This window comes from Pelodictyon luteolum DSM 273 (assembly GCF_000012485.1).
Taxonomy (GTDB): Bacteria; Bacteroidota; Chlorobiia; order Chlorobiales; family Chlorobiaceae; genus Chlorobium; species Chlorobium luteolum.
Genome location: NC_007512.1, coordinates 1,932,708 through 1,958,420 on the forward strand (window position 1 = coordinate 1,932,708; position 25,713 = coordinate 1,958,420).

The window sequence follows — 25,713 nt, forward strand, 5'->3', positions numbered from 1 at the left end:
CTAAGACGCTGGCATCCGGCGGCCGCCGGATGCCCCCCCGTTCAGAGCTCGAAGGGATCGTCGATGATCTCCAGGGAAACTTCTTTTCCGTGATCGACAAATCCTATCCTGATGTAATGCAGGTTGTCGGGAAGAAAGATGTCCGAGCCCTTTTCTGCAGCATGCAGGATGATGTGGCCCTTGTGGTGACCCAGCTCTTTTGCCAGATCACCCCACTTCTTCAGGACGATGTTCGTATAGGACTCCCCTTCCCTCAAGGCAACCTGCCCGCAGTCGGTCAAATCACTGATGAGATCAGGTGCTGAAATCAACGACATCTCCTTGCCAACCCAGATGCTCAGCAGTTCACAGTGGAACGGAAGAAACACCGAATTGCGGATTACAAGCCCCTTCCTGCCGCTCTTGACGGCATCGGTAAAACTCTTCATAGCCATGCGTCCCTTGTGTTATACGGGGGTGGTTAATGTCAGAAATTGAAGAACAGGAGCCAGAGCCCGATGAAGATCGGGATCAGGAACGGAATGGAATACTTGTAGATGTACTCCACGAAATCCGGCACGTCGGCTTCAGCCTGTGCGGCAATGTTCTTCACCATGAAGTTCGGGGCATTGCCGATGTAGGTCATCGCACCGAAAAAGACTGAAGCAACGGAGATGGCCATCAGGTAGACGTCTGAAGTGACATCACCGGCAACGGGTGAAGCGGTTCCTGCGGCAAAGGAACGGATCTGGGTCACAGCATCCGCTGCATTGATGTCAAGGCCGAACTTGCCGAGCGCACCGGCCAGGAAGTTCAGGTAGGTCGGCGCATTGTCGAGCACGCCCGAGAGCGCACCGGTCATCCAGTAGAAACGCGTCACCGAGAAATCCCCTGCATGCGCGCTGGCATACTCTCCGATCAGCTGGAGGGCGGGAATCATGGTGGCAAAAATGCCGATAAAAAGGAATGCGACCTCCTTGATCGGCTCGAAGTTGAACTCGTTGCCTTTCAGCGCCTGGCTGTCGGCGGTCTTGTAGGCCACAATGGCTACCGTACCCATGATCAGCTCACGAATGCCGAAGGGCACACCCAGCATCTCCTGCAGGCTCGGAAATCCCGCAATCACGGCAGGGTCGAGAAACACCGCTACAATGATCATGCCGAGATAAAGGAAGTTGCGGGTTCCGGTGATGGAAATGCCTCCGTTCCCGGCCGGTTCTTTCACCCCAGCGTCTCCGGCGCGCATGTCGAGGAACATGAAGACGAGGACCAGAGCAACGACAGCCACAATCCAGGGCAGCCATACCTTCGAAATCACCCAGAAGAACGGAACGCCTTTGAGGAAACCGAGGAACAGCGGAGGATCGCCGATGGGGGTCAGCCCGCCGCCGATGTTGCTGACGATGAAGATGAAAAAGACGATATGGAACGCCTTCAGCCGGCCCTCATTGATGCGCATGTATGGGCGGATGAGCAGCATGGACGCCCCGGTGGTGCCGATGACGTTTGAAAGCACCGCACCAAAAAGCAGAAGGAGACCGTTGACGAGGGGTTTTCCCCTGCGTTCGATATGGATCAGGATACCTCCTGAAACGATGAAAAGCGAGGCAACGAGGGCGATGAAGGATATGTACTCCTCAAGGGTATGAAGGAGGGTTTTCGGACCGTGCTCCATCATGAATGCGTAGTAACCCGCCACAATCGCGCCGAGTCCAACCGCGACCTTCGGATACTGGTGTTCCCAGAAACGGTGGTAGAAAAGCGGTCCGGTGGCAATCATGAGAAGCAGAAGGACGAACGGCAGCACCAGCCAGACGGGAGGCATGTGGTGCAGGCCGGCAACAGATGCGGCAGCCGTAACCGCCGCAGTGTGATGTTCAGCTAAAGCCATTTACTCCCCCTCGAATGCAGTGAGAGAAAACACCTTGTAACCTTTCGCGAGGATCTTCTCTTCGCCGCCGATGTCCGGCAGGTTCACGATGAAGGCCATTTCGGAGACAACGCCGCCGACCTTTTCAATGAGGGGTGCGGCTGCAAGCGCCGTTCCGCCTGTTGCGAGCAGGTCGTCGACGAGCAGCACACGCGCTCCCTTTTCCAGGGCGTCGATGTGGATTTCGATCTTGTCGGTGCCGTACTCAAGCGCATACTCCTGCGATACGGTATCAGCGGGAAGCTTGCCCGGCTTACGGACCGGAACAAAGCCCTTGCCGAGCGCATAGGCGAGCGCACTGCCGATGATGAAGCCACGGGCCTCGATGCCGACGATCACATCGAAATCGACGCCGTTCTCCAGATAGCGCTGGGTCAGGTTGTCAATGACGAGCCGGAACCCGACGGGATCCTTGATGAGGGTGGTGATATCACGGAACATGATGCCCTTCTTCGGGTAGTCGGGAATCGCGCGGATACGGGACTTGATCGGCATGGGAGGTTGCGGTTAAGTTGCGACTGATAAACGGAACCTTCAAGATAACAGTCTCGCATGTAATTGCAAACCCTCGCCGAGCCCCTCCACGTGCACCGGAAGCTCTTTTCCCGCAAGCGGCTCTCCGCCGTCGGGAGGCTCCACAACAACCCTTAGGTACTCGGGCGTGTAGCCGCCATAACCCTCTTCGAAAAGCACCATCTGCCGGCTGCCTATCCGGGAGAGGGCGAATTCCCGGGCCTTCCGTTCTCCAAGCTCAACGAGCAGTGCGCTCCGCCGGGCAGTTTCTTTCGGGTTCACCCTCAGCCGCTCACCCCCGGCGACCTGGCGGCCGAGCAGGGTGCCGGGACGGACCGAGCAGCTGAAGACGTGGAGATAGCTGAGCGGCAGTTGCTCAATGAAGCCGTACATCGCCTGAAAATCCTCTTCCTCCTCGCCGGGGTATCCCACCATCACATCGGCACCCACCGCGCAACCCGGCAGAACCTCCCGGAGTGCATGCACCGCCCGGCGATAGCCCTCCGCTGTGTAGCGCCGGCGCATGGCCCGCAGGACGGGATCCGAACCGCTCTGAAGCGGCAGGTGGAAATGCGGTACGATCCGCGCTGATGAGCCAACGACCTGAAGAAAGGCCGGGCTCAGCATGTCGGGCTCTAGGGAACTGATGCGGATGCGCGACACCGGCACCTCCTCGAGCATCCGGAGGAGAGCCGGAAAATCCACTCCCCCGCTCCGGTAATCCCCGGTATTGACACCGCTGAGCACGATCTCCCGGTACCCCGAACCCGCAAGCCGGTGGGCCTGGCGAAGAACATCTTCCGGCTCGATGGAGCGCGAACGTCCCCTTGCCAAGGGAATGGTGCAGTATGCGCAGAGGTAGTCGCACCCGTCCTGGATTTTCAGGAACGCCCGCGTCCGCCCCGAACCTGCCGGAGGGGAACATCCCGGAGAGGCCGTCTGGAGACGCGACACCGATCCTGCGGCCACTGCCGGCAGAGCGGACCTGCCGCCCTTTGCCACCGCCAGGTATCGATCAAGGTCGAACTTCTCTTTGTTGCCGAAAACCGCGTCCACGCCTTCAATCCCCCCGAGCACCTCGGGACTCAGCTGAGCGTAGCAGCCGATCACCGCAACCCGGCATTCGGGATTGCGGCGGATGAGCTGTCTGATTTTCTGCCGGCATTTCTGCTCTGCCTGCCCGGTGACGGCGCAGGTGTGGACGATAAGGAGGTCTGCACCCTCTTCGGGACCGCACGCCACCCAGCCCCCCTCAACGAGACCCTGGAGAATGGAGGACGATTCTGCATAGTTCAGCTTGCAGCCAAGCGTCACGGCAGCAACTTTTTTATTGCACATGATGTGTTACAACATTTACGAAGTCCATGACGTATCGATTCGAAAACAAATCGATAACAATTTGATAACGATTCAGAAGCCGTTTACCAACAGAACAACAACGCTAAAGAAACATGATACAAACCCTCAGGCCCCATCGCCTGGATACACCATTAACACAATCGCTGTATAGCCAGAAAAGAATATTGGCTTGGAGACAGATTTACATTCTTATATATTTCGTCTGCAACGAATAACATATTCCAAGAACAAAAAGCATAACACACTATGGCACAGGATATCACATCACCGGACAAGTATGATCGCTTCATTCAGAAAATCGATCATTTCCAGTCGCTGGTTGAAGAGAAAAAGAATCTGCAGGCTAAAATAGCACAGATGCGTGATGAGTTCAATGCAACAATCCGCCCGCTCGAAAACGAGCTGGCCGGTATCATCCGCAGCCTTGAAACCAACCTTTCGCGCCTGGAAAGCGGCGCTCCCGTGAAAGCCAGTACCCCGAGGATTTCACGCGGACAGCTCGGCACCGCCGTAAAGGACCTGCTGCGCGCACATCCCGCCAAAGCCTTCAAGCCGAAAGAAATCGGCGATGCACTCGGAACCACAGGTGGCGCCTTCAGCGTCTGGTTCAACAAATACGGCGTGCATGACAACGACATCGAACGTATTCCTACCGGAAAGGAAGGAAAGCGGTTCCTCTACAAAATCAGGTAAGAACAAACGGTTCCATACCGGAAAAAGCGCGCTACGGTGCGCTTTTTCCGGTCAGTAGCCGAGGTTGCGCTTATTATGGAAAAAGTTGAGCGCCAGGCCCACCATGATCATATTTCCCACAAGCGACGACCCACCATAGGAAATAAATGGAAGCGGCACGCCGATGACCGGAATAAGACCTAGTGTCATGCCGATGTTGATGATGACATGAATCAAAAGCAATGAGACAAAACCGGCAAGCGTCAATTCCACGAACCGGTTTTTGATTGAAAAGATTGCCCAGATGAGGCGAAGCGTGAGGGCGGCAAAAAGAAGGATCAGTATCGCCGAACCGATGAAGCCGAACTCCTCGGCAATGACGCAGAAAATGAAATCAGTCCATTGCGCCGGAATGAAGCGCAGCTGGGTCTGGGTCCCTTCGAGAAACCCCTTGCCGAACAACCCTCCCGAACTGATGGCGATCTTTGCCTGCAGCGCATTGTAGCCAGCCCCCTGCGGATCCGACATCGGGTCGAGGAAGGTCTGGATCCGCTTCATCTGGTGCGGCTTGAGGATCTCGCCGGCGAACCGGTGCATGAACAACCCTGCAGCGAGGCCCGAACCCACCACACCGAGCTGGTGCAGCCTGAAGCCCTGCTTCTGTGCGATCATCACCGTAAGCAGCAGCACGCTGAGCCCCACGACAAACCATACACTGAAAAACCCGGTCAAGAGGAGAATCAGTGGTATGACGAGGATCATCAGGATGTAGATATCGAAGCCCGCCATGATGATCATCGGCGCGATGAAGGAGAGGGCGGTCAGTGTGGTGCCCATATCCGGCTGCAGCATGATGAGCAACGCGGGAAAAAGCGGGATGGCAAGGGCTGTCAGGAGGTGCGGAAGGGAGTGGATGTCGGTCTCGTCGTCCGACAGGAACCGTGCCAGGGCGAGGATGGTGACCATCTTGGCAATCTCGGATGGCTGGAAACTGAAGAAGCCGATCCGCACCCAGCTGGTCTGGCCGGCGATCTTTCTGCCGAATATCAATACGGCCACGAGCATCAGCATGCCGAGGATGTAGAAGATGTAGGACCCGTCCTTGATGACGCGTACGTCGTTATAGTAGACGAACACCATGGCAAGCACCCCGACGAGCGCCCAGGTCAGCTGACGGTAGAAAAGCGCCATGTCGCCCGAACCGTTCGTCGCGCTGTAGACCGCCATGAGCCCGAACACGACAAGTCCTGCGAGCGGCCCGAGAAGCCAGTAATCAACTCCATGCTGTTTGGTCATCACGCGTCGTCTTTCAATTTTTCATTGTCTCCGTAACCGGGTAATTTAGTATAGTAAACATTCACAGCACCCGCCAAAAATAACAAGGCTATCCTTCATGCCATCATCTTCATTCTCATGCGGTTTCGCCAGCATCATCGGACCCCCGAATGCCGGCAAGTCCACCCTTATGAACGCACTGCTCGACTGCAAGCTCTCGATTGTCACCCCGAAGCCGCAGACCACGCGCAAACGCATAACCGGCATCTACCACGATAAGCAGATGCAGGTTGTCTTCCTCGACACTCCCGGCATCATGGAACCCATGCAGAAGCTGCATGAAGCGATGCTTCTGGCAACCCGCGACACCCTTCGTGACGCCGATGTCATCATCGCCATGCTCCCCTTCAGAAAAAAAGAGGGGCCCTTCGACCGCGATTTTGCCGCGACACTCCAGAACGACTGGCTGAAAACATCCGGCAAGCCCATCGTTGCCGTCTTCAACAAGAGTGACCTCGTCACCCTTAAAGAACAAAGCGAAGCCGAAGCCTTCATCAGGGAGGCATGGAACCCCGCAGCAGTGTTGAGCATCTCGGCCCTGAAGGGGGTGAACCTCCCGGAGCTCCTCGAGGCTCTCCGGCCGTTCCTGCCGATGAACCAGCCGCTCTACCCCGAAGATGCGCTGAGCACTGCACCCGAGAGGTTCTTCGTGAGCGAAATCATCCGCGAGAAGATCTTCCTGCTGTACGGCCGCGAGGTCCCCTACTCGGCCGAGGTCGTCGTCGACGAGTTCCGTGAACAGCATGAGAATGACCCCTCCCGCAAGGACCTCATCCGCTGCTCCGTCATTGTCGAGCGGGATACCCAGAAACAGATCCTTATCGGCCACAAAGGTCAGGCCCTCAAAAAGCTCGGACAGGCCGCACGTACTGAAATCGAGGAACTCATCGGCCGACCGGTCTTTCTCGAGCTCTTCATCAAGGTCCGCCCCGACTGGCGGAAAAAACATACCCTCCTGAAATCCTACGGCTATTAAAATTCAGGAGCAGCAACCGCAACGCCCCATAGTGCAGCCCTCTCTTCAGGGTCCATTTTTGATAGAACGCAGAAAAGCCCTCCACCTGTAAAGGGGAGGGCTTTTCTCATTGTTATGCTGAGGAGCGAACGGCGCTTACTGCCTGTCGCCTTTCCTGTCCGCCTTCGGCTGGGGTTCCAGCTCGGCGGTGGCGTCCTCGATCTCCTTCTTCTCGTTCGGATGAGCCTGGAGGTACGACTCGATCTCCTCCTTGCTCTTGTCCTTGAAGTACTCAAGCGCGGAGAGGATGATGCGCTTGTTCTCCTTGTCGAACTCAATGACGCGGAGCGGAAGCTCATCGCCTGCCTTGAAGGAGGTGTGGATATCCTTCACGCCGCCCTGGAGCAGATGGGTCACCGGAACGAAGCCATCGACATCGCCGGGAAGGATCACAATGACGCCCTTCTCGATGATCTGGGAGACCTGGCCCGGGGTTTCAGCGCCGACAGCGTACTGCTGCTCGAAGCCGCCCCACGGATCGGGGTTGATCTGCTTGTGGCCGAGGGCGATGCGGCGTGCGTGCACGTCGAACTTCAGCACCTTGACATTGAGCTCCTGGTTCTTCTTCACCAGTTCGCTCGGGTGGCGGATCTTCTTTGTCCATGACAGGTCGGAAATGTGCACCAGACCGTCGACACCTGCCTCGAGCTCGACGAAGACGCCGAAGTCGGTGATGTTGCTGACGGTGCCATTGTGAAGCGACCCTTCAGTGTACTTCTCGCTGAGAGCGATCCAGGGGTCCTCGTTGACCCGCTTCATGGAGAGCGAGAGCTTGGTGTGATCCTTGTCGATGTTCAGAATCACGCACTCGACTTCCTGACCGAGGGTGACGAACTGACCCGGATGCTTGATATGCTGCGTCCAGCTCATTTCGGAGATATGGACGAGGCCTTCGATGCCCTTCTCGATCTCGACGAAAGCGCCGTAATCGGTGATGGAGACAACGCGGCCCTGAGCTTTGGAGCCCACAGGGTATTTGAGTTCGATGTTTTCCCAGGGATGCGCCTCAAGCTGCTTCATGCCGAGGGAGACACGCTTGGTGTTCTCGTCGAAACCGACGACAACGACCTTGATCGGCTGATCGAGCTCAACAACCTCGGACGGATGGTTGATGCGGCCCCAGGTGATGTCGGTGATATGGACGAGACCGTCGAGACCGCCGAGGTCGACGAAGATACCGAAATCGGTGATGTTCTTGACCGTGCCCTCGAGCACCATGCCGACCTTGATGTTGGCAAGCATTTCCTCGCGGCGTGCAGCGTACTCCTCCTCAAGGATGACCTTGTGGCTGACGACGATATTCTGGGTGACGGGGTTGATCTTGACGACCCTGAAGTCCATGGTCTGGCCGACAAGAGCGTCGAAATCGCGGACAGGCTTGACATCGATCTGCGAGCCGGGAAGGAAGGCCTCCACGCCGGAAAGCGAAACCGTCATGCCGCCTTTGACGCGGTTGATGATCTTGCCGTTGATGATCGTGTCGTTCTCGATTGAATCATAGATCTTGTCCCAGATACGAAGGACGTCGGCTTTCTTCTTGGAGAGGATGAGCTGGCCCATCTTGTCCTCGATGTTCTCGAGGTAGACCTCGACATCATCGCCGACCTTGATCTCGTCGTCATCGCGGAACTCGAGCAGGGAGACGATGCCTTCCGACTTGAATCCGACGTCGATGGTGACGTCCTTGTTGGAGATCGAGACGATGCGTCCCTTTACGATCTCGTCTTCGGTGATTTCATTGAGCGTGCTGGTGTACAGCTGCTCCATCTGGGAAAGCTCTGCGGGCTCGTAGTGAGCAAAATACTTGATTTTCTTTCTCGCGGGTTTTTCCTTGACCGTTTTTTCGACTGCTACTGTTTCTAACATGCTTTTTTCCTTTCTCTCAGGTGATTTCCGGGCCTGCCGCGAGAGATTTCGGCAGGGGGTTTCAGGGTTGAAAAAAAATTACTATCGGCAAAAACCCGCTAAGAGCGGTTTTCCCGTTCTTTCTCTACAGCCATTCCATATACCATCTCGACCTGCTCATCGATTGAGAGCCTCGAAGTATCGATCTTTACGGCATCGGGATGCTTCCGGAGGGGAGCGAGCTCCCGCTCGGCATCAGCACGGTCGCGTTCCATAATCTCCCGCTCGAGGGTCTCGAGGTCCGGCAGGCCGGTCCCGTCGGGGGACTTCGCCTGGAGTTCAAGCAGCCGCCTCATGGCCCGCTGGCGGGCATCGGCGACAAGAAATATCTTCAGTTCGGCTTCCGGGAACACAACGGTTCCGATATCGCGGCCGTCCATCACAACCCCGCGGCCGCGGCCAAGCGCCTGCTGCATGACGAGGAGGCTGTCGCGGACCGGCTTAAGGGAGCTGATGAAGCTCACCTCACGGCTCACCCTGTTGTCGCGGATTTCACGGCTGACGTCGCGCCCCTCAAGCAGGACCCGGTCGCCATCAAACGCAATGGAGATTCCCTCAAGGATGCCGGCCACCTGTTCGGGTGCCTGTTTCAGGGTGTCGAGCAGTCCGTTTTCGATCACCTTCAAGGCCACCGAACGGTACATCGCACCGGTATCTATGTAGGTGTAGCCAAGCTTTCCTGCAACCTTCCGCGCTGTCGTGCTCTTGCCCGAAGCGGCCGGTCCGTCAATGGCTATGATGATCTTCTGGGTACTGATTTCGCCGTTCTCCTGCATTTTGAATTAGCCTGCTATTTTATAAAATAAATTTGCTTTTTCCAAACATAATGGTTAGATGAAAAGGCCTTATATTTATGTCCGTTTTGAATCAAAACATTGCTCCATATGGCACTTCGCTGCGGCATCGTCGGCCTCCCCAACGTCGGCAAATCAACCCTCTTCAACGCCATCACCGCAAAGCAGGCGGAAGCGGCCAACTACCCGTTCTGCACCATTGAACCCAATGTCGGCACCGTACTCGTGCCCGACCCCAGGATGCAGGCGATTGCCGACGTTGTCAAGACACCCACTCTGGTACCGACCACCCTTGAAATCGTCGACATCGCCGGCCTCGTCAAAGGTGCGAGCAAAGGCGAAGGGCTCGGAAACCAGTTCCTCTCGCACATCCGCGAGGTCGACGCCATCGTCCACGTAGTCCGCTGCTTCGACGACCCCGACATCATCCATGTCGAAGGAAAGATCGACCCCCTGGACGACATCAACACCATAGATACCGAACTCATGCTCGCCGACCTTGAGGGCATGGAGAAGAAGATGGAGAAGCTCCGCAAGAACGCCCGCAAGGAAAAAGAGCTCCTGCAGCAGGTCGAGCTCGGAGAGAAAATCATCAAGGGCCTTTCCGACGGCATCCCCGCCCGCAGGCTCATTGATACCCCCGAAGAGGCCGAGGCGGCAAAACAGTTCTTCCTCCTCACCTCAAAGCCGCTCCTCTATGCGGCAAACGTCGGCGAAAACGATCTGCCGGACGGCAACGGGTATACGAAACAAGTTGAAGCCATAGCGGCCGAATCCGGTTCGAAGATGCTCATCATCTGCGCGAAAACCGAAGCCGAGATCGCTGAACTTCCCGAGGAGGAGCGCCCAGAGTTCCTCGAGAGCCTCGGCCTCGAGATGTCGGGCCTCGACCGCCTGATCCAGACCGCCCACGACCTGCTCGGTCTGCAGGTATACTTCACGGCCGGAGTCAAGGAGGTCCATGCCTGGACCATCCGCAAGGGTGCCGCCGCACCTGAAGCCGCAGGAGCGATCCACAGCGACTTCGAGAAAGGGTTCATCCGTGCGGAGGTGATGTCGTGGCGCGACCTTGTCGAACTCGGCTCCGAACAGAAAGTCAAAGAGGCCGGCAAGCTCCGCAGCGAGGGCCGCGACTATATCGTCAAGGATGGAGACGTGATCGTCTTCCGCTTCAACGTTTAACCGAAGCACCGCCATGCACCGCAATCCCGGCCCCGAGAGCCCCATCGGCATCTTCGACTCCGGCGTCGGAGGCCTGACCGTTGTCAAAGCCGTCCGCCATGCCCTGCCGGGTGAGCGCATCCTCTACTTTGGCGATACCGCGCGGGTCCCCTACGGGCCGAAGTCACAGGTCACCATCCGACGCTATGCAGAGGACGACACCCAGGCCCTGCTCCGCCACCAGCCGAAAATGATCATCGTCGCATGCAACACCGTCTCGGCGCTAGCCCTTGACGTGGTCGAGCATGCCGCCGATCCGCTGCCGGTGCTGGGTGTGCTCGAAGCCGGGGCCACCCTTGCCGTTGAGGTCACAAAAAACCGCCGCATCGGCGTCATCGGCACCCAGGCGACCGTCTGCTCGAACGCTTACGCCTATGCCATCAACCGCCTCGACCCCCAGATCGAGGTTTTTTCCCGGGCCTGCCCGCTGTTTGTGCCCCTCGCCGAGGAGGGCATGGTGAATGATGAAGCCACCCGGCTCATAGCCCGCCAGTACCTCCTGCCGCTCGTCGGCGAAGGCATCGACACCCTGGTGCTCGGCTGCACCCACTACCCGATCCTGCGCCGGGTCATCGAAGAGACGGTCGGCCCCGCCGTCCGTATCATCGACTCGGCTGAAGCAGTCGCCACGAGGACCGAAACCATGCTCATGAAGGCCGGCATGCTGGCATCCCGCACCGAGCCCCCCGTACCGCACCTGATGGTCAGCGACCTTCCGCAGAAGTTCGGGAGCCTCTACCGCCTCTTCATGGACTCCGAGATGCCGGACGTGGAGCTGGTGGAGGTCTGAGGACCTGAACAGGATCCTCCGGTACTTTCAAACCATCCCATTTCTTCTTACTTTCACTTGCGGCAAATCCGCCGGGATCATTCATCCTATCAAGAGTGCAAGCGTGAAAGTAAACCTCGACAGAAACTCCTCCGGCTTCTGCATCGGCGTGCAGGGAACCATCCATGTCGCTGAAGAAAAGCTCCGGGCCGAAATCGGCCTCTACTCCCTCGGCGACGTAGTCCACAACGAAGTGGAGGTAAAACGCCTCGAAAGCCTCGGGCTCGTGACCATCGATGACCAGGCATTCCGGGAGCTCAGAGACGCACCGGTCCTCATCCGTGCGCACGGCGAGCCCCCCTCGACCTACGAAACAGCCAGAGCAAACAACCTTGAAGTCACCGACACCACATGCCCCGTCGTTGCCAAGCTGCAGCGTACGGCGCGCCAGCTCCATCTGCTCGGCTACCAGGTCATCATCTACGGCAAGCCTGTCCATCCGGAAGTGATCGGCATCAACGGCCACGCCGCCAACAGCGCTGTCATCATCAAGCATGCCGACCTCTCGGACCCTGCTGAAACGGCACCGCTCGACCTCTCAAGGAAAACGGCGCTCATCTCGCAGACCACCATGGATGTCCCCGGGTTCTACCAGCTCAAGGAGAACCTCGAAACCCTGTTCCGCAATGCAGGAAACCCTCAGGAAGGGCCCTGGACCGAGGTGCGCGACATCGACATCACGCTCGGCCTCACCGGCATGCAGCCGACGGCACCCCATGTCTACAAGGACACCATCTGCCGCCAGGTCTCAAGCCGCAACAGCAAACTGCACGACTTCGCTCTTTCGAACGACTGCATCATCTTCGTTGCCGGAAAGAAAAGCTCCAACGGCCAGGTACTCTACAACATATGCCGCGACGCCAACCCCCGCAGTTATTTCATTGAAGATACCGGGGACCTCGACGAAGGCTGGCTGAAAGAAGCAAACGGCTCCCCGGTCGGAAGCGTCGGAATCTGCGGAGCCACGTCCACCCCTATGTGGCTCCTGGAAAAAGTTGCCCGTCACATTGAATCACTGGAGCGATGAACACCATATCCCTCATCATCAACGGCCTACCGGCAACGGCCGCACCCGGCACCACCATCCTTGCCGCAGCGGCCGACGCCGGCGTGACTATCCCGACCCTCTGCCACAGCGAACGACTGGAATCCACCGGATCCTGCTGGATGTGCATCGTGGAGCTGAAAGGCCGGAACCGCTTTGTGCCTGCCTGCAGCACCGCCGCGACGGATGGCATGGAGATCGAGACCGAAAACGCGGACCTCGACAAGATGCGGCGGGAGAGCCTCCAGCGCATCCTCGCCCAGCATACCGGCGACTGCCAGGGCCCATGCGAAACGTCCTGCCCTGCAGGCTGCAACATTCCGGGGTTCATCGACGCCATCGCCGGCGGCAACGACCGCCTGGCAATTGAAATCATCAAGGACTCCATCCCTCTTCCCGGCATGCTCGGAAGAATCTGCCCCGCGCCCTGCGAGGAAGAGTGCCGCCGGAACGGAGTAGACGAACCGGTCTCCATCTGTGCCCTCAAACGCCATGCCGCCGACCTCGACACAGCTTCGACGGAACGCTTCATTCCCCCGCCCGCCCCGGAAACAGGCAAAAAGATCGCCATCATCGGTTCCGGCCCTGCCGGCCTCAGCGCCGCCTACTACCTCCGGAGGATGGGCCACCGGGTCACCCTCTTCGAAGCCGAACCGCAGCCCGGCGGCATGATGCGCCAGGCCATCCCCCGCTTCCGGCTTCCCGAATCGGTCATCAACTCCGACATCGCCCCGCTCGAAGCCATGGGCGTGGAGTTCCGCTGCGGCACCACATTCGGAAGGGATGTCACTATTGACGAACTCAGAAAGGACTACGACGCCCTGCTCCTTGCCGTCGGAGCGCAGCTGTCCGCCCGGCTCGGCATCCCCGGTGAAGATTCCCCGGGGGTCATCTGCGGCATCAGTTTCCTGAAAAAAGCCGCTCTCGGCGAAAAGCTGGAGATCGGCAGAAAGGTGCTTGTCGCCGGAGGCGGCAACACGGCCATCGACGCAGCACGGACCGCCCTCTGCCTCGGCGCAGAGTCGGTGGAGATCATCTACCGCCGCTCGACTGAAGACATGTCGGCCAACCGCCCTGAAATCCGGGAAGCGCTTGGCGAAGGAGTGAGGATCACCCCGTACACCGCGCCACTCTCTATCGAGTCATCCGACGGCCGGCTGGTTCTCACCGCCCTCAGAATGGAAGCCGGAGCCCCGGACGAAAGCGGCCGGCGGAGACCTGTGCCGATCGAAGGCTCAGACTTCACCATCACGGCCGATACCCTCATCACGGCCATCGGACAGGAGATAGACCCGGAGGTTTCAAGAGCAGCCGGACTGTATCCCAGTCACGGCCTCCGCATGCCCGTCGAGCGCGGAACGCTTCAGTCCAGAGAAGGGTGGATATTCGCTGCCGGTGACTGCGTGACGGGAGCCGACATTGCCGTGAAAGCCGTGGCGGCGGGAAAAACAGCAGCCCTCTCAATTGAGAGGTTCCTTGCCGGCAAGGAGCCCTCATCCCCCGTGCGTCCGTTCAACTCCTCCTACGGCTTGCGCCATGAAGCGCCCGATGCACTCAGGGCAAATGCATCGGCTGAAAGCAGAATCCCCATGCAGGAAATCGGACACGAGATGAGAACCAGGGGGTTTGAAGAGATCGCAAAGGGTTACAGCCCGGATGAAGCCCGCAGAGAGGCCCTGCGATGCATGCAGTGCCGCTGCAGCGACGTTGATGCCTGCCGCCTGCGCCAGCTCGCAACCCTCTACCGGCCGGACACACCGCCCGTCGAAACGCTCCACGGCGGATTCAGCCGCCAGGAGCTTGGTGGAATACGGGTTGAACGGGAGAAATGCGTCGACTGCGGCATATGCATCCGCACGCTGCAGGAGGAGGGAAGCAGCAGAATGGAGGTCATTGCGAGGAACTGCCCCACCGGTGCGCTCTCAGTGGCCGAACATGGCTGAGATGAAGTGAAGTGCGGTTGTGAAATGCTGCCAGAGCTGCCCGAAAAGGGGTGAGACGCCGGCGCCGGTAAACGAGAGGTAGGCGGCGTAGAGCACCACAAAGGCTGCCGCAACCAGCACAACCTGTACGACCTTCTTCAGGACGAACATCAATACGAACGCCAGTACTGCGAGCGAGAGCACTACAGCCACGGCGAACAGCGCAGGGTGCTGGGAAAAATATGCGACGATCACCTCCATTACTCCACTCCTCACTCCCCCCGGCAACGGGGGGTTCTCATTGCATTAGATAACCGGCGAGCACGTCGGCTACGTTCTTCGAAGGCGACAGGCTGGCAAGTCCGGAACGGGCCAGGAGCAGCTCTTCACGCATGGCCGCAAGCGCCCGGGGGTCATCGAGCAGGCGCGTCGCCTCGCGGAATATGCCCTCAGCCGACGCAGCACCCTGGATCAGTTCGGGAACCGCCTGCTCGGTGGCGCCGAGTCCCTTTGCGACGATGTTGGCCAGCGAAATGCTCGTCAATTTCACCAGATGGCGGCCGATCGTGTAGTTCAGCCAGCCGGTCCGGTAGATGACGACCATCGGCATGCCGAAGCAGAGCGACTCGAGGGTCGCCGTCCCGGAAGTCACAAGGCCAAGGTCGCTCTGCTGCATCACTTCATAGGCGCTGCACTCCACGACCCGTACCCCCGGATGGTGCCGGAGCGCCTCGAACTGATGCACTTCGAGCTGCGGCGCCCGGCCGAGCAAAAAAACCACGTTACCTGTCTCAGCCAGCATTGCTGCCGCGCCGGCCATCGAGGGAAAAATGTGGGCAAGCTCCTGGCGGCGGCTGCCGGGCAGGAGGCCGACAAGCTGAGTGCCTGGCTCTATGGCGTGGCGGCGCATGAATGCCTCCTTCGGCTCACGCTGCACCTCCTGCAGCTCCTCCACCACCGGGCTGCCGACGAACTCGGCCTTCACGCCGTGGAGTTTGAAGAAGTCGACTTCGAAGCGGAATATGACGAGCAGGCGGTCGACATACTGCCGTATCGCCTCCACCCTGCGCTCCTTCCAGGCCCAGACCTGGGGGGAGATGTAGTAGACCACAGGTATTGCCTGTTCATGCAGGAACTTTGCAAGCATGAGGTTCATGCCCGGATAGTCGACAAGCAGCGCCACGTCGGGTTTTTCACGGACGATGGCCGCCTTGATATCACGGATTGCCCGGCGGAGGAATCGCGCGTGCAGGAGCACGTCGACAAAGCCCATGATGCTCATCTGCCGGGTATCGTAGAGCAGACGGGCGCCCTGTGCCCTCAGCCTGTCGCCTCCCACGCCGAACACCTCCGTCCGGGGGGCCATCTCAAGCAGCCTCGCCACCGGACCCGATGCATGCAGGTCGCCGGATACTTCGCCGGCAAGGACAAAAAGCTTCTTTGGCATCAATGAGGGATCAATGATTAATCAATGAGGACGGATTGATGGCGGTTTGATGGCGGTTTGACAATGATGAGGGAAGATTGCGCCGGAACATTGTATGTACGGGGGGGAAACTGTATTTTGTGAAAGATTTTCAGGGAATCCATCATGGATTTTCATTTCCCATTATATTAAAAACGATACAGAATGCAAGTCAAATTCGGCACTGACGGATGGAGAGCGATCATTGCAAAAGACTATACTTTCGACAACCTTAAACTCGCAGCACTCGCCAGCGCACGGTATTTCCTGAACCACCCGCTGAAGGCAAAAGGGGTCTGCATCGGCTACGACACCCGCTTCATGTCGAAGGAGTTTGCCCGCTACACCGCCGAGGTGTTCTCCTCACAGGGTCTCAGGGTGTTTCTTGCCGACAGCTTCGCTTCAACGCCGGCCGTCTCGCTCTACACCAAGGCCAAGCAGCTTGCCGGCGGCATCGTCATCACCGCATCGCACAACCCCGCCATATACAACGGATTCAAGGTCAAGGCCTCCTACGGCGGCCCGGCCAGCCCTGAAGTGATTTCGGAAATCGAGTCCTATCTGCCGCAGGTTGATCCTGCTGCGGACATCAAGGCGGACCCGAAGCTGATCGAACCGGTCGACATGAAAGGATTCTATGTCAACTACCTCGAAGCCCACATCGACCTCAAGCTGATCCGGCAGTCACGCATCAAGATCGCCCACAACGCCATGTACGGCGCAGGACAGGACATCATCACCCGCCTTTTCGACGAGTCAATGGTGAACTGCTACCACTGCAGCCAGAACCCCGGCTTCGGCGGCATCAACCCTGAACCGATCCCCCCCTACATCGAAGAGTTCGTTGAATTCTTCCGCGAGGTGGAGACCGATGTAGCCATCATCAACGACGGCGACGCCGACCGCATCGGCATGCTCGACGAAAAAGGCGAGTTCGTCGACTCCCACAAGCTCTTTGCCATCATCCTGAAAGACCTTGTCGAAGAGAAGCACCAGCATGGCGAAGTGGCAAAGACCTTTGCGTTGACGGACGTCATCGACAGGATCTGCAAGAAACACGGCCTCATGATGCATGAGCTGCCGGTCGGGTTCAAGTACGTCAGCACCCTCATGGCGACCCGCGACATCCTCATCGGCGGCGAAGAGTCCGGAGGCATCGGCATCACGGCCTTCCTTCCCGAGCGCGACGGCATCTATATCGGCCTGCTCATCCTCGAAATGATGGCCCGCAAGGAAAAGACCCTCTCACAGCTTGTACAGGAGCTCTACGACGAGTACGGCTTCTTTGCATACCGCCGGCTCGATCTCCATGTCAGCGATGTGAAGAAACAGGCCATCATCGACAAGGCGGCAGCGGGCGACCTTCCATCGATTGCCGGCTACCCCGTCGTGAAGTTCAGCGATCTGGACGGCTACAAATACCATTTCGAAGGAGGATGGATGCTCATCCGCCCCTCAGGCACGGAACCGATCCTCAGGATCTACTGCGAAGCTGACTCCTCTGAAAAGGTGGAAAAGGTGCTCGCTTTCGCTTCAAAACTCGCCTGAGCGACCATCGAGGGCGGCGCATACGGAGGGCACCCACCCTCGAAACATAGAACAGGTCCTTAGGGGACAGGGCAGATGACACCGAGGGAAGAACAGTTAAGGGACATCGTAGAAGAGCACCAGGAGATGGTGCTCAATACCTGTTACCGTTTCGTCTTCAACCGCGAGGACGCCGAAGACATCGCCCAGGACGTCTTTATAGAAGTACACCGTTCGCTGGACCGGTTCAGGGAGGATTCGAAGCTCTCCACCTGGATCTACCGCATTGCCGTAACGAAGTCCCTCGACCACCTCCGCCGGCTGAAACGTAAAAAACGGTTCAGTTCGCTGAAGCGGATGATCGGAGCGGAAGACCCGGCAATCAACATCGCGGCTCCTTCGAGGGACAACCCCGAAGAGGCGCTTGAGGACAAGGAACGAATACAGGTGCTGCAAGTGGCGCTGGAGTCGCTGCCCGACAGCCAGAAAACCGCGTTCCTGCTCAGCAAGCAGGACGGCTACAGCAACCAGGAGATCGCCGACATCATGGAAACGTCGGTCTCTGCGGTGGAGTCCCTGGTACACCGGGCGAAGAAAAAGCTGCAGGAGCTGCTCGAGGACTATTACCGGCGCCACTGAAATGAGAGTGCATGCAGAAGCACAAGTTTTATACAGACCTGTCGTCAAATAAAAGAAACACCCCAGGAACAGATGATCAGAAAGAGCCGTAACGACATGCATACCAGAGAAGAAGTGAAGAGAACCATGGCCGTTCTTGATGGAATACGGCCGATCGGGGTGCACCCCAGCTTCCGGGTTCGGCTGATGCAGCGGATCGAAGAAGAATCAAATGCCGGCGCCCTGAAAACGAGCGGCATCGGATCCAGAGTGAACTACCGCTTCGCCCTCATGCTGCTGCTTATCATCATCAATCTGGGCTCCGCGCTTATTGTCCTTCTCCAGAATGCAGGCGACTCCGCCCCGGCCATCAGCGAAATGCTGGGGAGTTTCGGCGACGATTACTCAAGCTCGACGTTTGCCTATTACCAGGAGCCCGCCCCATATGCCGGAGAGCATCTCGAAGCGGCACCCGCAGACCTGCAGACTCCCTGAGGAGGGGAGCTTCGCCACAAACGGATGGCGTACCCCCCTGCCGGGCACCCTCCACATGACTTCACCGATACCATGAACTTCCTTACTACAAAACGGCTCGTCACCACGGCCCTCATCCTGCTCGTCATCCTTAACGTCACCCTGCTCAGCGTGCTCTGGTGGCAGAACATCCATGCCCCGGCACCACGGCCGGTGACCCTCACCCGCGAGGTGAGCCGGCAGATCTACTTCCAGCTCCCGCTCTCCCTCACCCGCAGCCAGGCGGCCTCTTTCCAGGAGCTCCGCCGTCAGCACTTCCGGAAAGTCCGCCCCCAGATACAGGCCATCGGGTCCCTGAAGCAGCAGCTTGTTGAAGAGTCCTTCCAGGAGAGCCCCGACACGATGAAGATCACGGCCCTGGCCACAGAGCTCGGCAACCGTCAGGCGGAGATCGAGCGAGAGCTCGCCCATCACTTCCATGAACTCGCAATGACCTGCACGCCCGCCCAGCGCGACTCGCTGAAAACCATGCTCGGAGAGCTGGCAACCCGCAAAATCATCATGCACCAGGAGCACTGGAAAAGCACTCCTGCCGGCGGGACCCGCTGAACCGAATAACAACAACCATTTTTTCGACATGAAAAAAATCATCAACTGGCGGATCTTCATCAGCCTCGGGCTCGTCACCTCGTTTGTGATGCTCCTCGTCTCCGGTACCGTGCTCTTCATCGCCCCTCCCGGAAGGGTGGCGAACTGGACCGGATGGCAGCTTCTCGCTCTCAGCAAGAGCGAATGGCAGGACCAGCATACCATTTTCGGATTCACCTTCGCCCTTCTGTCGGTGTTCCACCTCTTCGTCATCAACTGGAAGGCGTTTGTCAGCTACATCAAGGCCAAAGCCACCAGCGGGCTCAGCCATCCGCTTGAGCTCGTATCCATTCTCCTGCTCACCATCCTCTTCGGTGTCGGCACCGCACAGCACCTGCAGCCGTTCTCAGCAATCACCACGCTCGGAGAGCAGCTTAAAGGATCATGGGAAAGCAGCATCAAGCAGCCGCCCGTCGCCCATGCCGAAACAATGACGCTTGAAGAGCTCGCCCGGCAGCCATCTGTCGGAAAAAGCGCAGAAGAGATCCTCGAAACCCTCCAGAAAGCCGGCCTTAAGGCGTCCTCAACATCCGAAACCCTCGGTGAAATAGCCCGAAAGAGCGGCATCTCGGCCGAGCAGGCATACAAGCTCCTGGCCCCGGCGAACAAGGAACTGCAGAAAGAGGGGTTCGGCAGAAAGACACTGCTTGAGGTAGCCGAAGAAAACGGCGTTTCGGCTGCATCGCTGCAGCTCGCCCTTGAAGCGAAGGGTATGAAGGCAGAGCCATCAGACAGCATGAGAAGCATTGCCGAATCCAACGGCATCAGCGTTCAGGAACTGCGCCAGCGTCTAGAGGAGATCCTTCGCTAGCTGCGCCGCCGGGTCCTGCTGCGCAGCTTTGCAAAGAGGAGCCCGGATTCAGGGCGGAACATGAGGACGGAAAAGAGCAGGTAGAAACCGAGCAGTGCTCCTTTAAAGCCGGGCCCGACCCACGAGCCGTCCGGCAGGAGCGCAGAGGCCGATACACCGGCCCAGCCGGCCCCGATACCCCCGACAAGCAGAAGAGAGAGTTTTCCCCAGTCATGCTGCACCGGGTATGCACGCAGGGAATAATAGGCCATCATCATGCACATCACCACCGTACCGGCAACGATGGCGTAAGCCGCTCCCTCCATCCCCGACAGAGGAATCAGCCACCAGCAGAAAAGACCGGTCACCGATGCACCCGCAAAGGTCACGACCGGCAGGTACCGGGTCGTCCCCGTGATGAGGATGCCGGCCGAAAGGTTGGTTGAAACCATGTCGAACACATAGCTCAGAAAAATCCACGGCAGCACCGAGAGGCCTATCCAGTAGCCGGGAGGGAGCAGGTAAAGGGCCCCCCCGTAATGGTAGCGCACCAGATCCGGCACGAAAAAGGTTGCCGCAAGCGCCATGAACATGGTGAGCATGGTCGAAATGCTGAGGACGTGGCGGAACAGCCGTTTGGCATCGGGGTCGTTGGAGTGCTGGAGGAAAAAGGGCTGCCATGCGAACCTGAACACCTGGATGAGCAGCTGCAGCACCACCCCGAACGCCACTACCCTGCCGTAGATACCCACCACGTCGGAAGCCTCGAGACCTTTGCCATAGATGCGCTCGATATCGCCGGAGGACATACGGATCAGGATGTTGCGGTCTATGAGGTGGATAAGGAGGCCGGCGATGCCTGTCGGCACGTAGGGAAGGCCGATACGAAGCATATCGCGAAGGTCGGCGAACGAGAACGCCGCCCGGAGGCGGCGGAGGACAGGAAAGAGCAGGATGAGGGTAAGGAGGGAACCAAGAATATTGGAGAGAAATGCACCGCCGAGGCCCGCCTGCAGGGGCCCGAGGAGGATGAAGGCACTGATGACAACGGCCACGACGCCCGCGATGCGCGCCACGGCGAATCGCACGGCCTGGCGCTTGAGGCGAAGCTCCGCAAAAGGAATCACGAGCAGGGTGTCGATCCAGAGAATCACGGCCGCATAGCGGATGAAGGGCTGTTCGGCGGGCGATAGGCCGATCATGGAGGAAACCGATGGAGCAAGCAGAAAGAGTATCGCGGTAAAAAGGGTTGCGGTCGTAAAGAGTGAGATGAAGGCCGTCGAGAAGAGCGGGCGCTCATCCTTCTGCAGGCGGATCGCATCGGAAGCGGTCTTCAGGTACGAGGTTTCAAGACCATAGGAAAAGATGACATTGGCGATGGCGATGTTCGCGTACACCAGCGTCTGGATACCGTTGTCGAAGGTCGAGAGCTGGTTGGCGTAGAGCGGGACGAGCAGATAGTTGAGGCTGCGGGCCAGTATCGTGCTCGTCCCGTAGATGAGGGTATCCTTGAAGAGAAGCTTGAGCTTTCCAAGCAGCATTGATCGATGCTCCTCTTGGCCTAGGCCTCTTCTGACATGCCGGACTTCCCGGCACCGTCCGCGCTGCCGTTTTCGGCTTCACGGCGGCGGCGCACAGCATCCGCATCAATCTGGAACCGGCCGTCTTTCTCCATGACGGGGATTTTCGAGATCACCTCGCGCAGGTGGGCCTGGGCCTCCTGCTGCTGCTGCTTGAGCTTTTCGAGTTCCGCGCCCGACAGGCCGACGGGGTTGTCGGGATCAATGAGTGAAGACTTGAAGGATTCAATTTCCAGCGACTGCTCCGTTTTCATGTACCCGACAAACTTCCTGAGCAGAAAGATGAAGAAAAAAAACACCAGCAGCGAAAACACCATGATGGGGATCCAGCTCATAATCGCAACAGTCTGTTTGGTGAAGAAAGCGGTAGTTATTGCAATGTAGCCGATATTCCTTTTTATTGAAAGTACAACCAAGGTTCTTTTGCCGAACCCCGCATAACAACACCATGAAGAGAGCTGCATCCCCCGATTCCCTCACCGAAAAAGGCCGCCGGATCCTCCTGCAGGAAGCCGAGGCCATCCTCCGTATGGCCGAACGCCTCGACGGCAGTTTTTCAAGTGCAGTGAGCCTTCTTGCAGGCTGCAAGGGCAAGATCATCATATCCGGTATGGGCAAATCGGGCATCATCGGCCAGAAAATGGCGGCCACCATGTCCTCGACCGGCTCGACTGCAGTCTTCCTCCACCCGGCCGAAGCCGCCCACGGCGACCTTGGCATCGTCCAGAAACACGATGTTGTCATCGGCCTCTCCAAAAGCGGTACCACCGAGGAGCTCAACTTCATCATTCCACCGCTCCGCCAGATCGGAGTGAAAATCATCGCCATGACCGGAAGCCGCCGTTCTTTTCTCGGTGAGAACGCCGACATCACGCTCGATACCGGCATCGGCACCGAAGCCTGTCCCTACGACCTTGCTCCGACAACTTCCACAACCGCCATGCTCGCCATGGGAGACGCTCTGGCCATTGCGCTCATGGAGGAGAAACAGTTCACACAACGTGACTTCGCCCTCAGCCACCCCAAAGGCGCACTCGGTCGGCGCCTGACCGTCCGTGTCGGCGACATCATGGCAAAGGGAGATGCGGTTCCGGTGGTTCACGAAAGCTCGTCCCTTTCGGACCTGATCCTTGAAATGACTTCAAAGCGCTACGGGGTCAGTGCCGTTGTCGATAGCGATGGGCGCCTGAAAGGGATCTTCACCGACGGTGACCTCCGCCGCCTTGTCCAGAAAGGCGAAGAGTTCCTCTCACGGACTGCAGGCGATGTCATGACGGCCGGCCCGAAAACCGCCGGGCCTGACATGCTCGCAAAAGAGTGCCTCGACATCCTCGAAACCTGGCGCATAACGCAGCTCATGGTCTGCGACGCCCTGAACCGCCCTATAGGCCTCATCCACCTGCATGACCTGTTGACACTCGGTCTCTGAGCCGCCACCCGGGAAGCAGTACCCCGGCAAGCAGCACCCGATAAAGCAACACCCATAAAGCACTGAACCCCCGCCAAAGGCAGGGGTTCAGTGTTATAGTACCCGGCATGAGCGGGAAAAGAGCAACGCTTAGCGGCCGAGCGCTTTCAGCATTGCTTCGCCGATATCGGCAGGGCTGTCGACGACGTGGATGCCTGCGGCCTCCATCGCCTTGATCTTCTCCTCTGCAGTACCTTTGCCGCCCGAAACGATGGCGCCGGCATGGCCCATCCTGCGGCCCGGAGGCGCGGTGCGGCCTGCGATGAAGCCGACAACCGGTTTCTTGAAATATTTCCTGATGTACTCGGCAGCTTCTTCCTCGGCGCTGCCGCCGATTTCGCCGATCATGATGAGTCCTTCGGTTTCATCGTCCTTGGCAAAAAGCTTTACGGCATCGATGAAGCGGGTGCCGATGATAGGGTCGCCGCCGATGCCGATGCAGGTCGACTGGCCGAGCCCGACGCTCGTCAGCTGGTGGACGGCCTCATAGGTCAGGGTGCCGCTGCGCGAAACCACGCCGATGGTGCCCTTCTTGTGGATGAAGCCCGGCATGATGCCGATTTTCGCTTCACCGGGGGTGATGACGCCAGGGCAGTTCGGCCCGACAAGCACCGCGCCCTTCTCCTGGACAAATGCATATGCCTTCATCATGTCGTTCACCGGAATGCCCTCGGTGATGCAGATGATGACCTTCAGCCCCGCATCGGCGGCCTCCATGATGGCGTCGGCGGCAAAAGCGGCCGGCACGAAAATCACCGTGGCATTCGCCTCGGCTTTCTCAACAGCGTCCTTCACGGTGTTGAATACCGGAACGGGGCGGCAGAACTTGTCGCGGTCGTTGCCGTGGTACAGCACCCCGCCCTTGCCGGGCGTCACGCCAGCAACAACGTTGGTGCCGTACTCAAGAATCTGGGAAGTATGGAAGGTCCCCTCGCCGCCGGTGATGCCCTGGACGACCAGGCGGGTATCCTTGTTGACCAATACACTCATAATATCGATGATTTAATGGTTGCTGGGAGCTGGTATGCGTGAGGAGTCCGGCCGCTGCATGTGGCGGGCGATGCCGAGCATTTTCCCCTCCTCGAAGAAATTGCAGATAAGGTGGATGCCCACCGGAAGGCCGAGGCTGTCATAGCCCACGGGAACACTGAGGGCCGGCATGCCGACGATGCTGGCAGGCACCGTGAACACATCGGCCAGGTACATTTCAAGAGGGTCTGCCGTCTTGTCGCCGATGCCGAACGGAGGAAAGGGTGAAGTGGGGCCGGCGATGACGTCAACCCCCTTGAGCGCCTCGCGGTAGCGGTCCTGGAAGAGACGGCGGACCTGCTGGGCCTTCTTGTAGTAGGTATCGTAGTAGCCTGCAGAGAGCACGTAGGTACCGAGCATGATGCGACGCTTCACTTCAGCCCCGAACCCTTCGGTCCTCGACTTCACGTACATCGAGGAGAGGTCATCGGCCGCTTCCGAACGGTACCCGTACCGGGCACCGTCGAAGCGGGCAAGGTTGGATGATGCCTCAGCCGTGACGAGGATGTAGTAGGCCGCGATTGCATAATCGCTCTGCGGAAGGGTGAGGTTGACAAGCTCGGCACCCTGCAGACGCAGCTCCTCAAGCTTGGCTCGTACGACACTGGCAACATCGGGGTTCAGGCTCTCGTTGAAAAACTCTTCGGGAACGCCGATCCGGAGCCCTTTGAGACTGACGTCCGTCATTTCGGCTGCGTATGCTGGAACCGGATGCGCGGAGGATGTCGCATCCTTGCCATCGACTCCTGCCATCACCTCAAGCACGAGCGCGGCATCATCGCAGTTCAGGGCAAGCACGCCGATCTGGTCGAACGAGGAAGCGAATGCCACGAGACCGTAGCGGGAGATCCTTCCGTAGGTAGGCTTCAGTCCTACGATATCGCAGAACCCTGCCGGCTGGCGGACTGAACCACCCGTGTCGGATCCAAGGGCCACCATGGCGAGGCCTGCTGCCACGGCAGCTGCCGATCCGCCGGAACTGCCACCCGGCACCCGTTGGTTATCGAACGGGTTCGGCACAGGACCGAACGCCGAGTTTTCGTTCGAGCTGCCCATGGCGAACTCGTCCATATTGGTCTTGCCGAGAAAGATGGCATCCTCGGCTTCAAGGCGGAGCACGGCTGTGGCGTCATAGACGCTCGTGTATCCCTCAAGCATTTTCGAAGCGCAGGTAAGCGGGGCCCCCTTCATCGAGATGTTGTCCTTGATGGCCATCGGCATGCCGAACAGCCGGCCGGGAGTCCCGCCTCCAGCGAGCTTCAAGTCGAGTGAACGGGCCCGCTGCAGAGCCTCATTCTCGAACACCGTTATGTATATGTTGTCGCCCTCGTGGCTTCGTATGCGGTCGAGGTAGTGGCGGGCCACCGCTTCACACGTCACCGCATGCGACAGCAGTCTGGAGCGCAGATCTTCGTAACTACTGAATTGCACGGTTCTAATGAATGGTTATAATGGACGGCCCGGGACAGCGGAGCCTTGACATCCGGCCCCGAAAACCCTTTGAAATTGCAGGGGGCCCGATTGACTGTAAGGTTTGTATAATAACAAATAGATCCATATTATTCAATTTGAACCGTTTTGAAGAGCTATTCGTG

The 25,713-nt window shown here is 58.5% G+C and carries 25 protein-coding genes; 12 read left to right on the top strand and 13 right to left on the bottom strand.

The annotated features are described in order from the left end of the window. Positions 1-41 precede the first annotated feature (41 nt). From PLUT_RS08910 to PLUT_RS08925, 4 genes are read right to left on the bottom strand one after another with little or no spacing between them, the layout of a single operon-like run. Positions 42-428 carry a hypothetical protein gene (locus tag PLUT_RS08910; protein ID WP_011358451.1) on the bottom strand — a complete coding sequence of 129 codons (387 nt, stop codon included), beginning with the start codon at positions 426-428 and terminating at the stop codon, positions 42-44. 38 nt (positions 429-466) lie between these two features. After that, entirely contained in the window at positions 467-1,870 is a 1,404-nt protein-coding gene (locus PLUT_RS08915; protein ID WP_011358452.1) for a sodium:proton antiporter, read from the bottom strand. Further along, positions 1,871-2,404 carry an adenine phosphoribosyltransferase gene (locus PLUT_RS08920; protein ID WP_011358453.1) on the bottom strand — a complete coding sequence of 178 codons (534 nt, stop codon included), beginning with the start codon at positions 2,402-2,404 and terminating at the stop codon, positions 1,871-1,873. Positions 2,405-2,443: 39 nt separating this feature from the next. Further along, complete coding sequence (locus PLUT_RS08925) at positions 2,444-3,760, bottom strand: MiaB/RimO family radical SAM methylthiotransferase (protein WP_011358454.1); 1,317 nt, start codon at positions 3,758-3,760, stop codon at positions 2,444-2,446. A gap of 267 nt (positions 3,761-4,027) precedes the next feature. Here PLUT_RS08925 and PLUT_RS08930 point away from each other — a divergent pair, with 267 nt between their 5' ends. After that, positions 4,028-4,474 (top strand): hypothetical protein, encoded by a 447-nt coding sequence (locus PLUT_RS08930; protein ID WP_011358455.1) that lies wholly within the window; start codon positions 4,028-4,030, stop codon positions 4,472-4,474. A gap of 51 nt (positions 4,475-4,525) precedes the next feature. On the opposite strand, the gene rodA is transcribed toward PLUT_RS08930, so the two are convergent. Beyond that, a complete protein-coding gene (rodA, locus tag PLUT_RS08935) occupies positions 4,526-5,749 on the bottom strand; it encodes a rod shape-determining protein RodA (RefSeq protein WP_011358456.1) in 1,224 nt (407 codons plus the stop codon). 97 nt (positions 5,750-5,846) lie between these two features. On the opposite strand from rodA, the gene era reads away from it, so the two are divergent. Further along, on the top strand, positions 5,847-6,764 hold the full coding sequence (gene era / locus PLUT_RS08940) for a GTPase Era (RefSeq protein ID WP_011358457.1): 918 nt from the start codon (positions 5,847-5,849) through the stop codon (positions 6,762-6,764). 135 nt (positions 6,765-6,899) lie between these two features. Here era and rpsA read toward each other — a convergent pair whose 3' ends face one another. Together rpsA and cmk are read right to left on the bottom strand one after the other, a co-directional pair. Further along, positions 6,900-8,669, bottom strand: a complete 1,770-nt coding sequence (gene rpsA / locus PLUT_RS08945; protein ID WP_011358458.1) for a 30S ribosomal protein S1 — start codon at positions 8,667-8,669, stop codon at positions 6,900-6,902. A gap of 98 nt (positions 8,670-8,767) precedes the next feature. Continuing rightward, on the bottom strand, positions 8,768-9,484 hold the full coding sequence (gene cmk / locus PLUT_RS08950; protein WP_011358459.1) for a (d)CMP kinase: 717 nt from the start codon (positions 9,482-9,484) through the stop codon (positions 8,768-8,770). 108 nt (positions 9,485-9,592) lie between these two features. On the opposite strand from cmk, the gene ychF reads away from it, so the two are divergent. From ychF to PLUT_RS08970, 4 genes are all read left to right on the top strand, one after another. Next, complete coding sequence (gene ychF, locus PLUT_RS08955) at positions 9,593-10,684, top strand: redox-regulated ATPase YchF (RefSeq protein ID WP_011358460.1); 1,092 nt, start codon at positions 9,593-9,595, stop codon at positions 10,682-10,684. Between the two features lie 13 nt (positions 10,685-10,697). Then, positions 10,698-11,513 (top strand): glutamate racemase, encoded by an 816-nt coding sequence (gene murI / locus PLUT_RS08960; RefSeq protein ID WP_011358461.1) that lies wholly within the window; start codon positions 10,698-10,700, stop codon positions 11,511-11,513. Between the two features lie 103 nt (positions 11,514-11,616). Beyond that, positions 11,617-12,579 (top strand): 4-hydroxy-3-methylbut-2-enyl diphosphate reductase, encoded by a 963-nt coding sequence (locus tag PLUT_RS08965; RefSeq protein WP_011358462.1) that lies wholly within the window; start codon positions 11,617-11,619, stop codon positions 12,577-12,579. Next, positions 12,576-14,540: an FAD-dependent oxidoreductase gene (locus PLUT_RS08970; protein WP_011358463.1), complete on the top strand. Its 1,965-nt coding sequence runs from the start codon at positions 12,576-12,578 to the stop codon at positions 14,538-14,540. Before PLUT_RS08965 ends, PLUT_RS08970 begins: the two co-directional genes overlap by 4 nt. Here the strand turns inward: PLUT_RS08970 and PLUT_RS08975 are convergent. Beyond that, positions 14,520-14,795 (bottom strand): hypothetical protein, encoded by a 276-nt coding sequence (locus PLUT_RS08975; RefSeq protein WP_157858175.1) that lies wholly within the window; start codon positions 14,793-14,795, stop codon positions 14,520-14,522. The genes PLUT_RS08970 and PLUT_RS08975 overlap by 21 nt on opposite strands. Positions 14,796-14,817: 22 nt before the next feature. Further along, positions 14,818-15,966 carry a lipid-A-disaccharide synthase gene (gene lpxB / locus PLUT_RS08980; protein WP_011358465.1) on the bottom strand — a complete coding sequence of 383 codons (1,149 nt, stop codon included), beginning with the start codon at positions 15,964-15,966 and terminating at the stop codon, positions 14,818-14,820. 183 nt (positions 15,967-16,149) lie between these two features. On the opposite strand from lpxB, the gene PLUT_RS08985 reads away from it, so the two are divergent. The 5 genes from PLUT_RS08985 to PLUT_RS09005 all read left to right on the top strand — a co-directional run bounded on the left by PLUT_RS08985 (position 16,150) and on the right by PLUT_RS09005 (position 20,062). Then, positions 16,150-17,532, top strand: a complete 1,383-nt coding sequence (locus PLUT_RS08985; RefSeq protein ID WP_011358466.1) for a phosphoglucomutase/phosphomannomutase family protein — start codon at positions 16,150-16,152, stop codon at positions 17,530-17,532. A gap of 75 nt (positions 17,533-17,607) precedes the next feature. Continuing rightward, positions 17,608-18,150, top strand: a complete 543-nt coding sequence (locus PLUT_RS08990) for an RNA polymerase sigma factor (RefSeq protein ID WP_011358467.1) — start codon at positions 17,608-17,610, stop codon at positions 18,148-18,150. 96 nt (positions 18,151-18,246) lie between these two features. Then, positions 18,247-18,624 carry a hypothetical protein gene (locus PLUT_RS08995; protein WP_157858176.1) on the top strand — a complete coding sequence of 126 codons (378 nt, stop codon included), beginning with the start codon at positions 18,247-18,249 and terminating at the stop codon, positions 18,622-18,624. A gap of 24 nt (positions 18,625-18,648) precedes the next feature. Continuing rightward, positions 18,649-19,212 (top strand): periplasmic heavy metal sensor, encoded by a 564-nt coding sequence (locus PLUT_RS09000; RefSeq protein WP_011358469.1) that lies wholly within the window; start codon positions 18,649-18,651, stop codon positions 19,210-19,212. Between the two features lie 28 nt (positions 19,213-19,240). Then, the gene (locus tag PLUT_RS09005; RefSeq protein WP_011358470.1) at positions 19,241-20,062 is read left to right on the top strand and encodes a DUF4405 domain-containing protein; all 822 of its coding nucleotides are present in this window, start codon (positions 19,241-19,243) and stop codon (positions 20,060-20,062) included. On the opposite strand, the gene PLUT_RS09010 is transcribed toward PLUT_RS09005, so the two are convergent. Continuing rightward, entirely contained in the window at positions 20,059-21,582 is a 1,524-nt protein-coding gene (locus tag PLUT_RS09010) for a lipopolysaccharide biosynthesis protein (RefSeq protein WP_011358471.1), read from the bottom strand. The genes PLUT_RS09005 and PLUT_RS09010 overlap by 4 nt on opposite strands. Positions 21,583-21,602: 20 nt before the next feature. Continuing rightward, on the bottom strand, positions 21,603-21,956 hold the full coding sequence (locus PLUT_RS09015) for a hypothetical protein (protein ID WP_011358472.1): 354 nt from the start codon (positions 21,954-21,956) through the stop codon (positions 21,603-21,605). 113 nt (positions 21,957-22,069) lie between these two features. Between PLUT_RS09015 and PLUT_RS09020 the strand changes: the two genes are divergently transcribed. After that, complete coding sequence (locus PLUT_RS09020) at positions 22,070-23,050, top strand: KpsF/GutQ family sugar-phosphate isomerase (RefSeq protein WP_011358473.1); 981 nt, start codon at positions 22,070-22,072, stop codon at positions 23,048-23,050. A 129-nt stretch (positions 23,051-23,179) separates the two neighbouring features. Here PLUT_RS09020 and sucD read toward each other — a convergent pair whose 3' ends face one another. Next, the gene (sucD, locus tag PLUT_RS09025) at positions 23,180-24,079 is read right to left on the bottom strand and encodes a succinate--CoA ligase subunit alpha (protein ID WP_011358474.1); all 900 of its coding nucleotides are present in this window, start codon (positions 24,077-24,079) and stop codon (positions 23,180-23,182) included. Positions 24,080-24,091: 12 nt separating this feature from the next. Further along, entirely contained in the window at positions 24,092-25,549 is a 1,458-nt protein-coding gene (gene gatA / locus PLUT_RS09030; protein ID WP_011358475.1) for an Asp-tRNA(Asn)/Glu-tRNA(Gln) amidotransferase subunit GatA, read from the bottom strand. Between the last annotated feature and the right edge of the window lie 164 nt (positions 25,550-25,713).

Coding starts and splice junctions, on each gene's coding strand:
- PLUT_RS08915 (WP_011358452.1), bottom strand. CDS start 1,870: ATGGCTTTAGCTGAACATCACACTGCGGCGGTTACGGCTGCCGCATCT.
- era (WP_011358457.1), top strand. CDS start 5,847: ATGCCATCATCTTCATTCTCATGCGGTTTCGCCAGCATCATCGGACCC.
- sucD (WP_011358474.1), bottom strand. CDS start 24,079: ATGAGTGTATTGGTCAACAAGGATACCCGCCTGGTCGTCCAGGGCATC.
- PLUT_RS09020 (WP_011358473.1), top strand. CDS start 22,070: ATGAAGAGAGCTGCATCCCCCGATTCCCTCACCGAAAAAGGCCGCCGG.
- PLUT_RS08990 (WP_011358467.1), top strand. CDS start 17,608: ATGACACCGAGGGAAGAACAGTTAAGGGACATCGTAGAAGAGCACCAG.
- PLUT_RS08910 (WP_011358451.1), bottom strand. CDS start 428: ATGAAGAGTTTTACCGATGCCGTCAAGAGCGGCAGGAAGGGGCTTGTA.
- PLUT_RS08995 (WP_157858176.1), top strand. CDS start 18,247: ATGCATACCAGAGAAGAAGTGAAGAGAACCATGGCCGTTCTTGATGGA.
- cmk (WP_011358459.1), bottom strand. CDS start 9,484: ATGCAGGAGAACGGCGAAATCAGTACCCAGAAGATCATCATAGCCATT.
- ychF (WP_011358460.1), top strand. CDS start 9,593: ATGGCACTTCGCTGCGGCATCGTCGGCCTCCCCAACGTCGGCAAATCA.
- rodA (WP_011358456.1), bottom strand. CDS start 5,749: ATGACCAAACAGCATGGAGTTGATTACTGGCTTCTCGGGCCGCTCGCA.
- PLUT_RS08925 (WP_011358454.1), bottom strand. CDS start 3,760: ATGTGCAATAAAAAAGTTGCTGCCGTGACGCTTGGCTGCAAGCTGAAC.
- PLUT_RS08970 (WP_011358463.1), top strand. CDS start 12,576: ATGAACACCATATCCCTCATCATCAACGGCCTACCGGCAACGGCCGCA.
- PLUT_RS09010 (WP_011358471.1), bottom strand. CDS start 21,582: ATGCTGCTTGGAAAGCTCAAGCTTCTCTTCAAGGATACCCTCATCTAC.
- lpxB (WP_011358465.1), bottom strand. CDS start 15,966: ATGCCAAAGAAGCTTTTTGTCCTTGCCGGCGAAGTATCCGGCGACCTG.
- PLUT_RS09015 (WP_011358472.1), bottom strand. CDS start 21,956: ATGAGCTGGATCCCCATCATGGTGTTTTCGCTGCTGGTGTTTTTTTTC.
- PLUT_RS09000 (WP_011358469.1), top strand. CDS start 18,649: ATGGCGTACCCCCCTGCCGGGCACCCTCCACATGACTTCACCGATACC.
- murI (WP_011358461.1), top strand. CDS start 10,698: ATGCACCGCAATCCCGGCCCCGAGAGCCCCATCGGCATCTTCGACTCC.
- PLUT_RS08985 (WP_011358466.1), top strand. CDS start 16,150: ATGCAAGTCAAATTCGGCACTGACGGATGGAGAGCGATCATTGCAAAA.
- rpsA (WP_011358458.1), bottom strand. CDS start 8,669: ATGTTAGAAACAGTAGCAGTCGAAAAAACGGTCAAGGAAAAACCCGCG.
- PLUT_RS09005 (WP_011358470.1), top strand. CDS start 19,241: ATGAAAAAAATCATCAACTGGCGGATCTTCATCAGCCTCGGGCTCGTC.
- PLUT_RS08920 (WP_011358453.1), bottom strand. CDS start 2,404: ATGCCGATCAAGTCCCGTATCCGCGCGATTCCCGACTACCCGAAGAAG.
- PLUT_RS08930 (WP_011358455.1), top strand. CDS start 4,028: ATGGCACAGGATATCACATCACCGGACAAGTATGATCGCTTCATTCAG.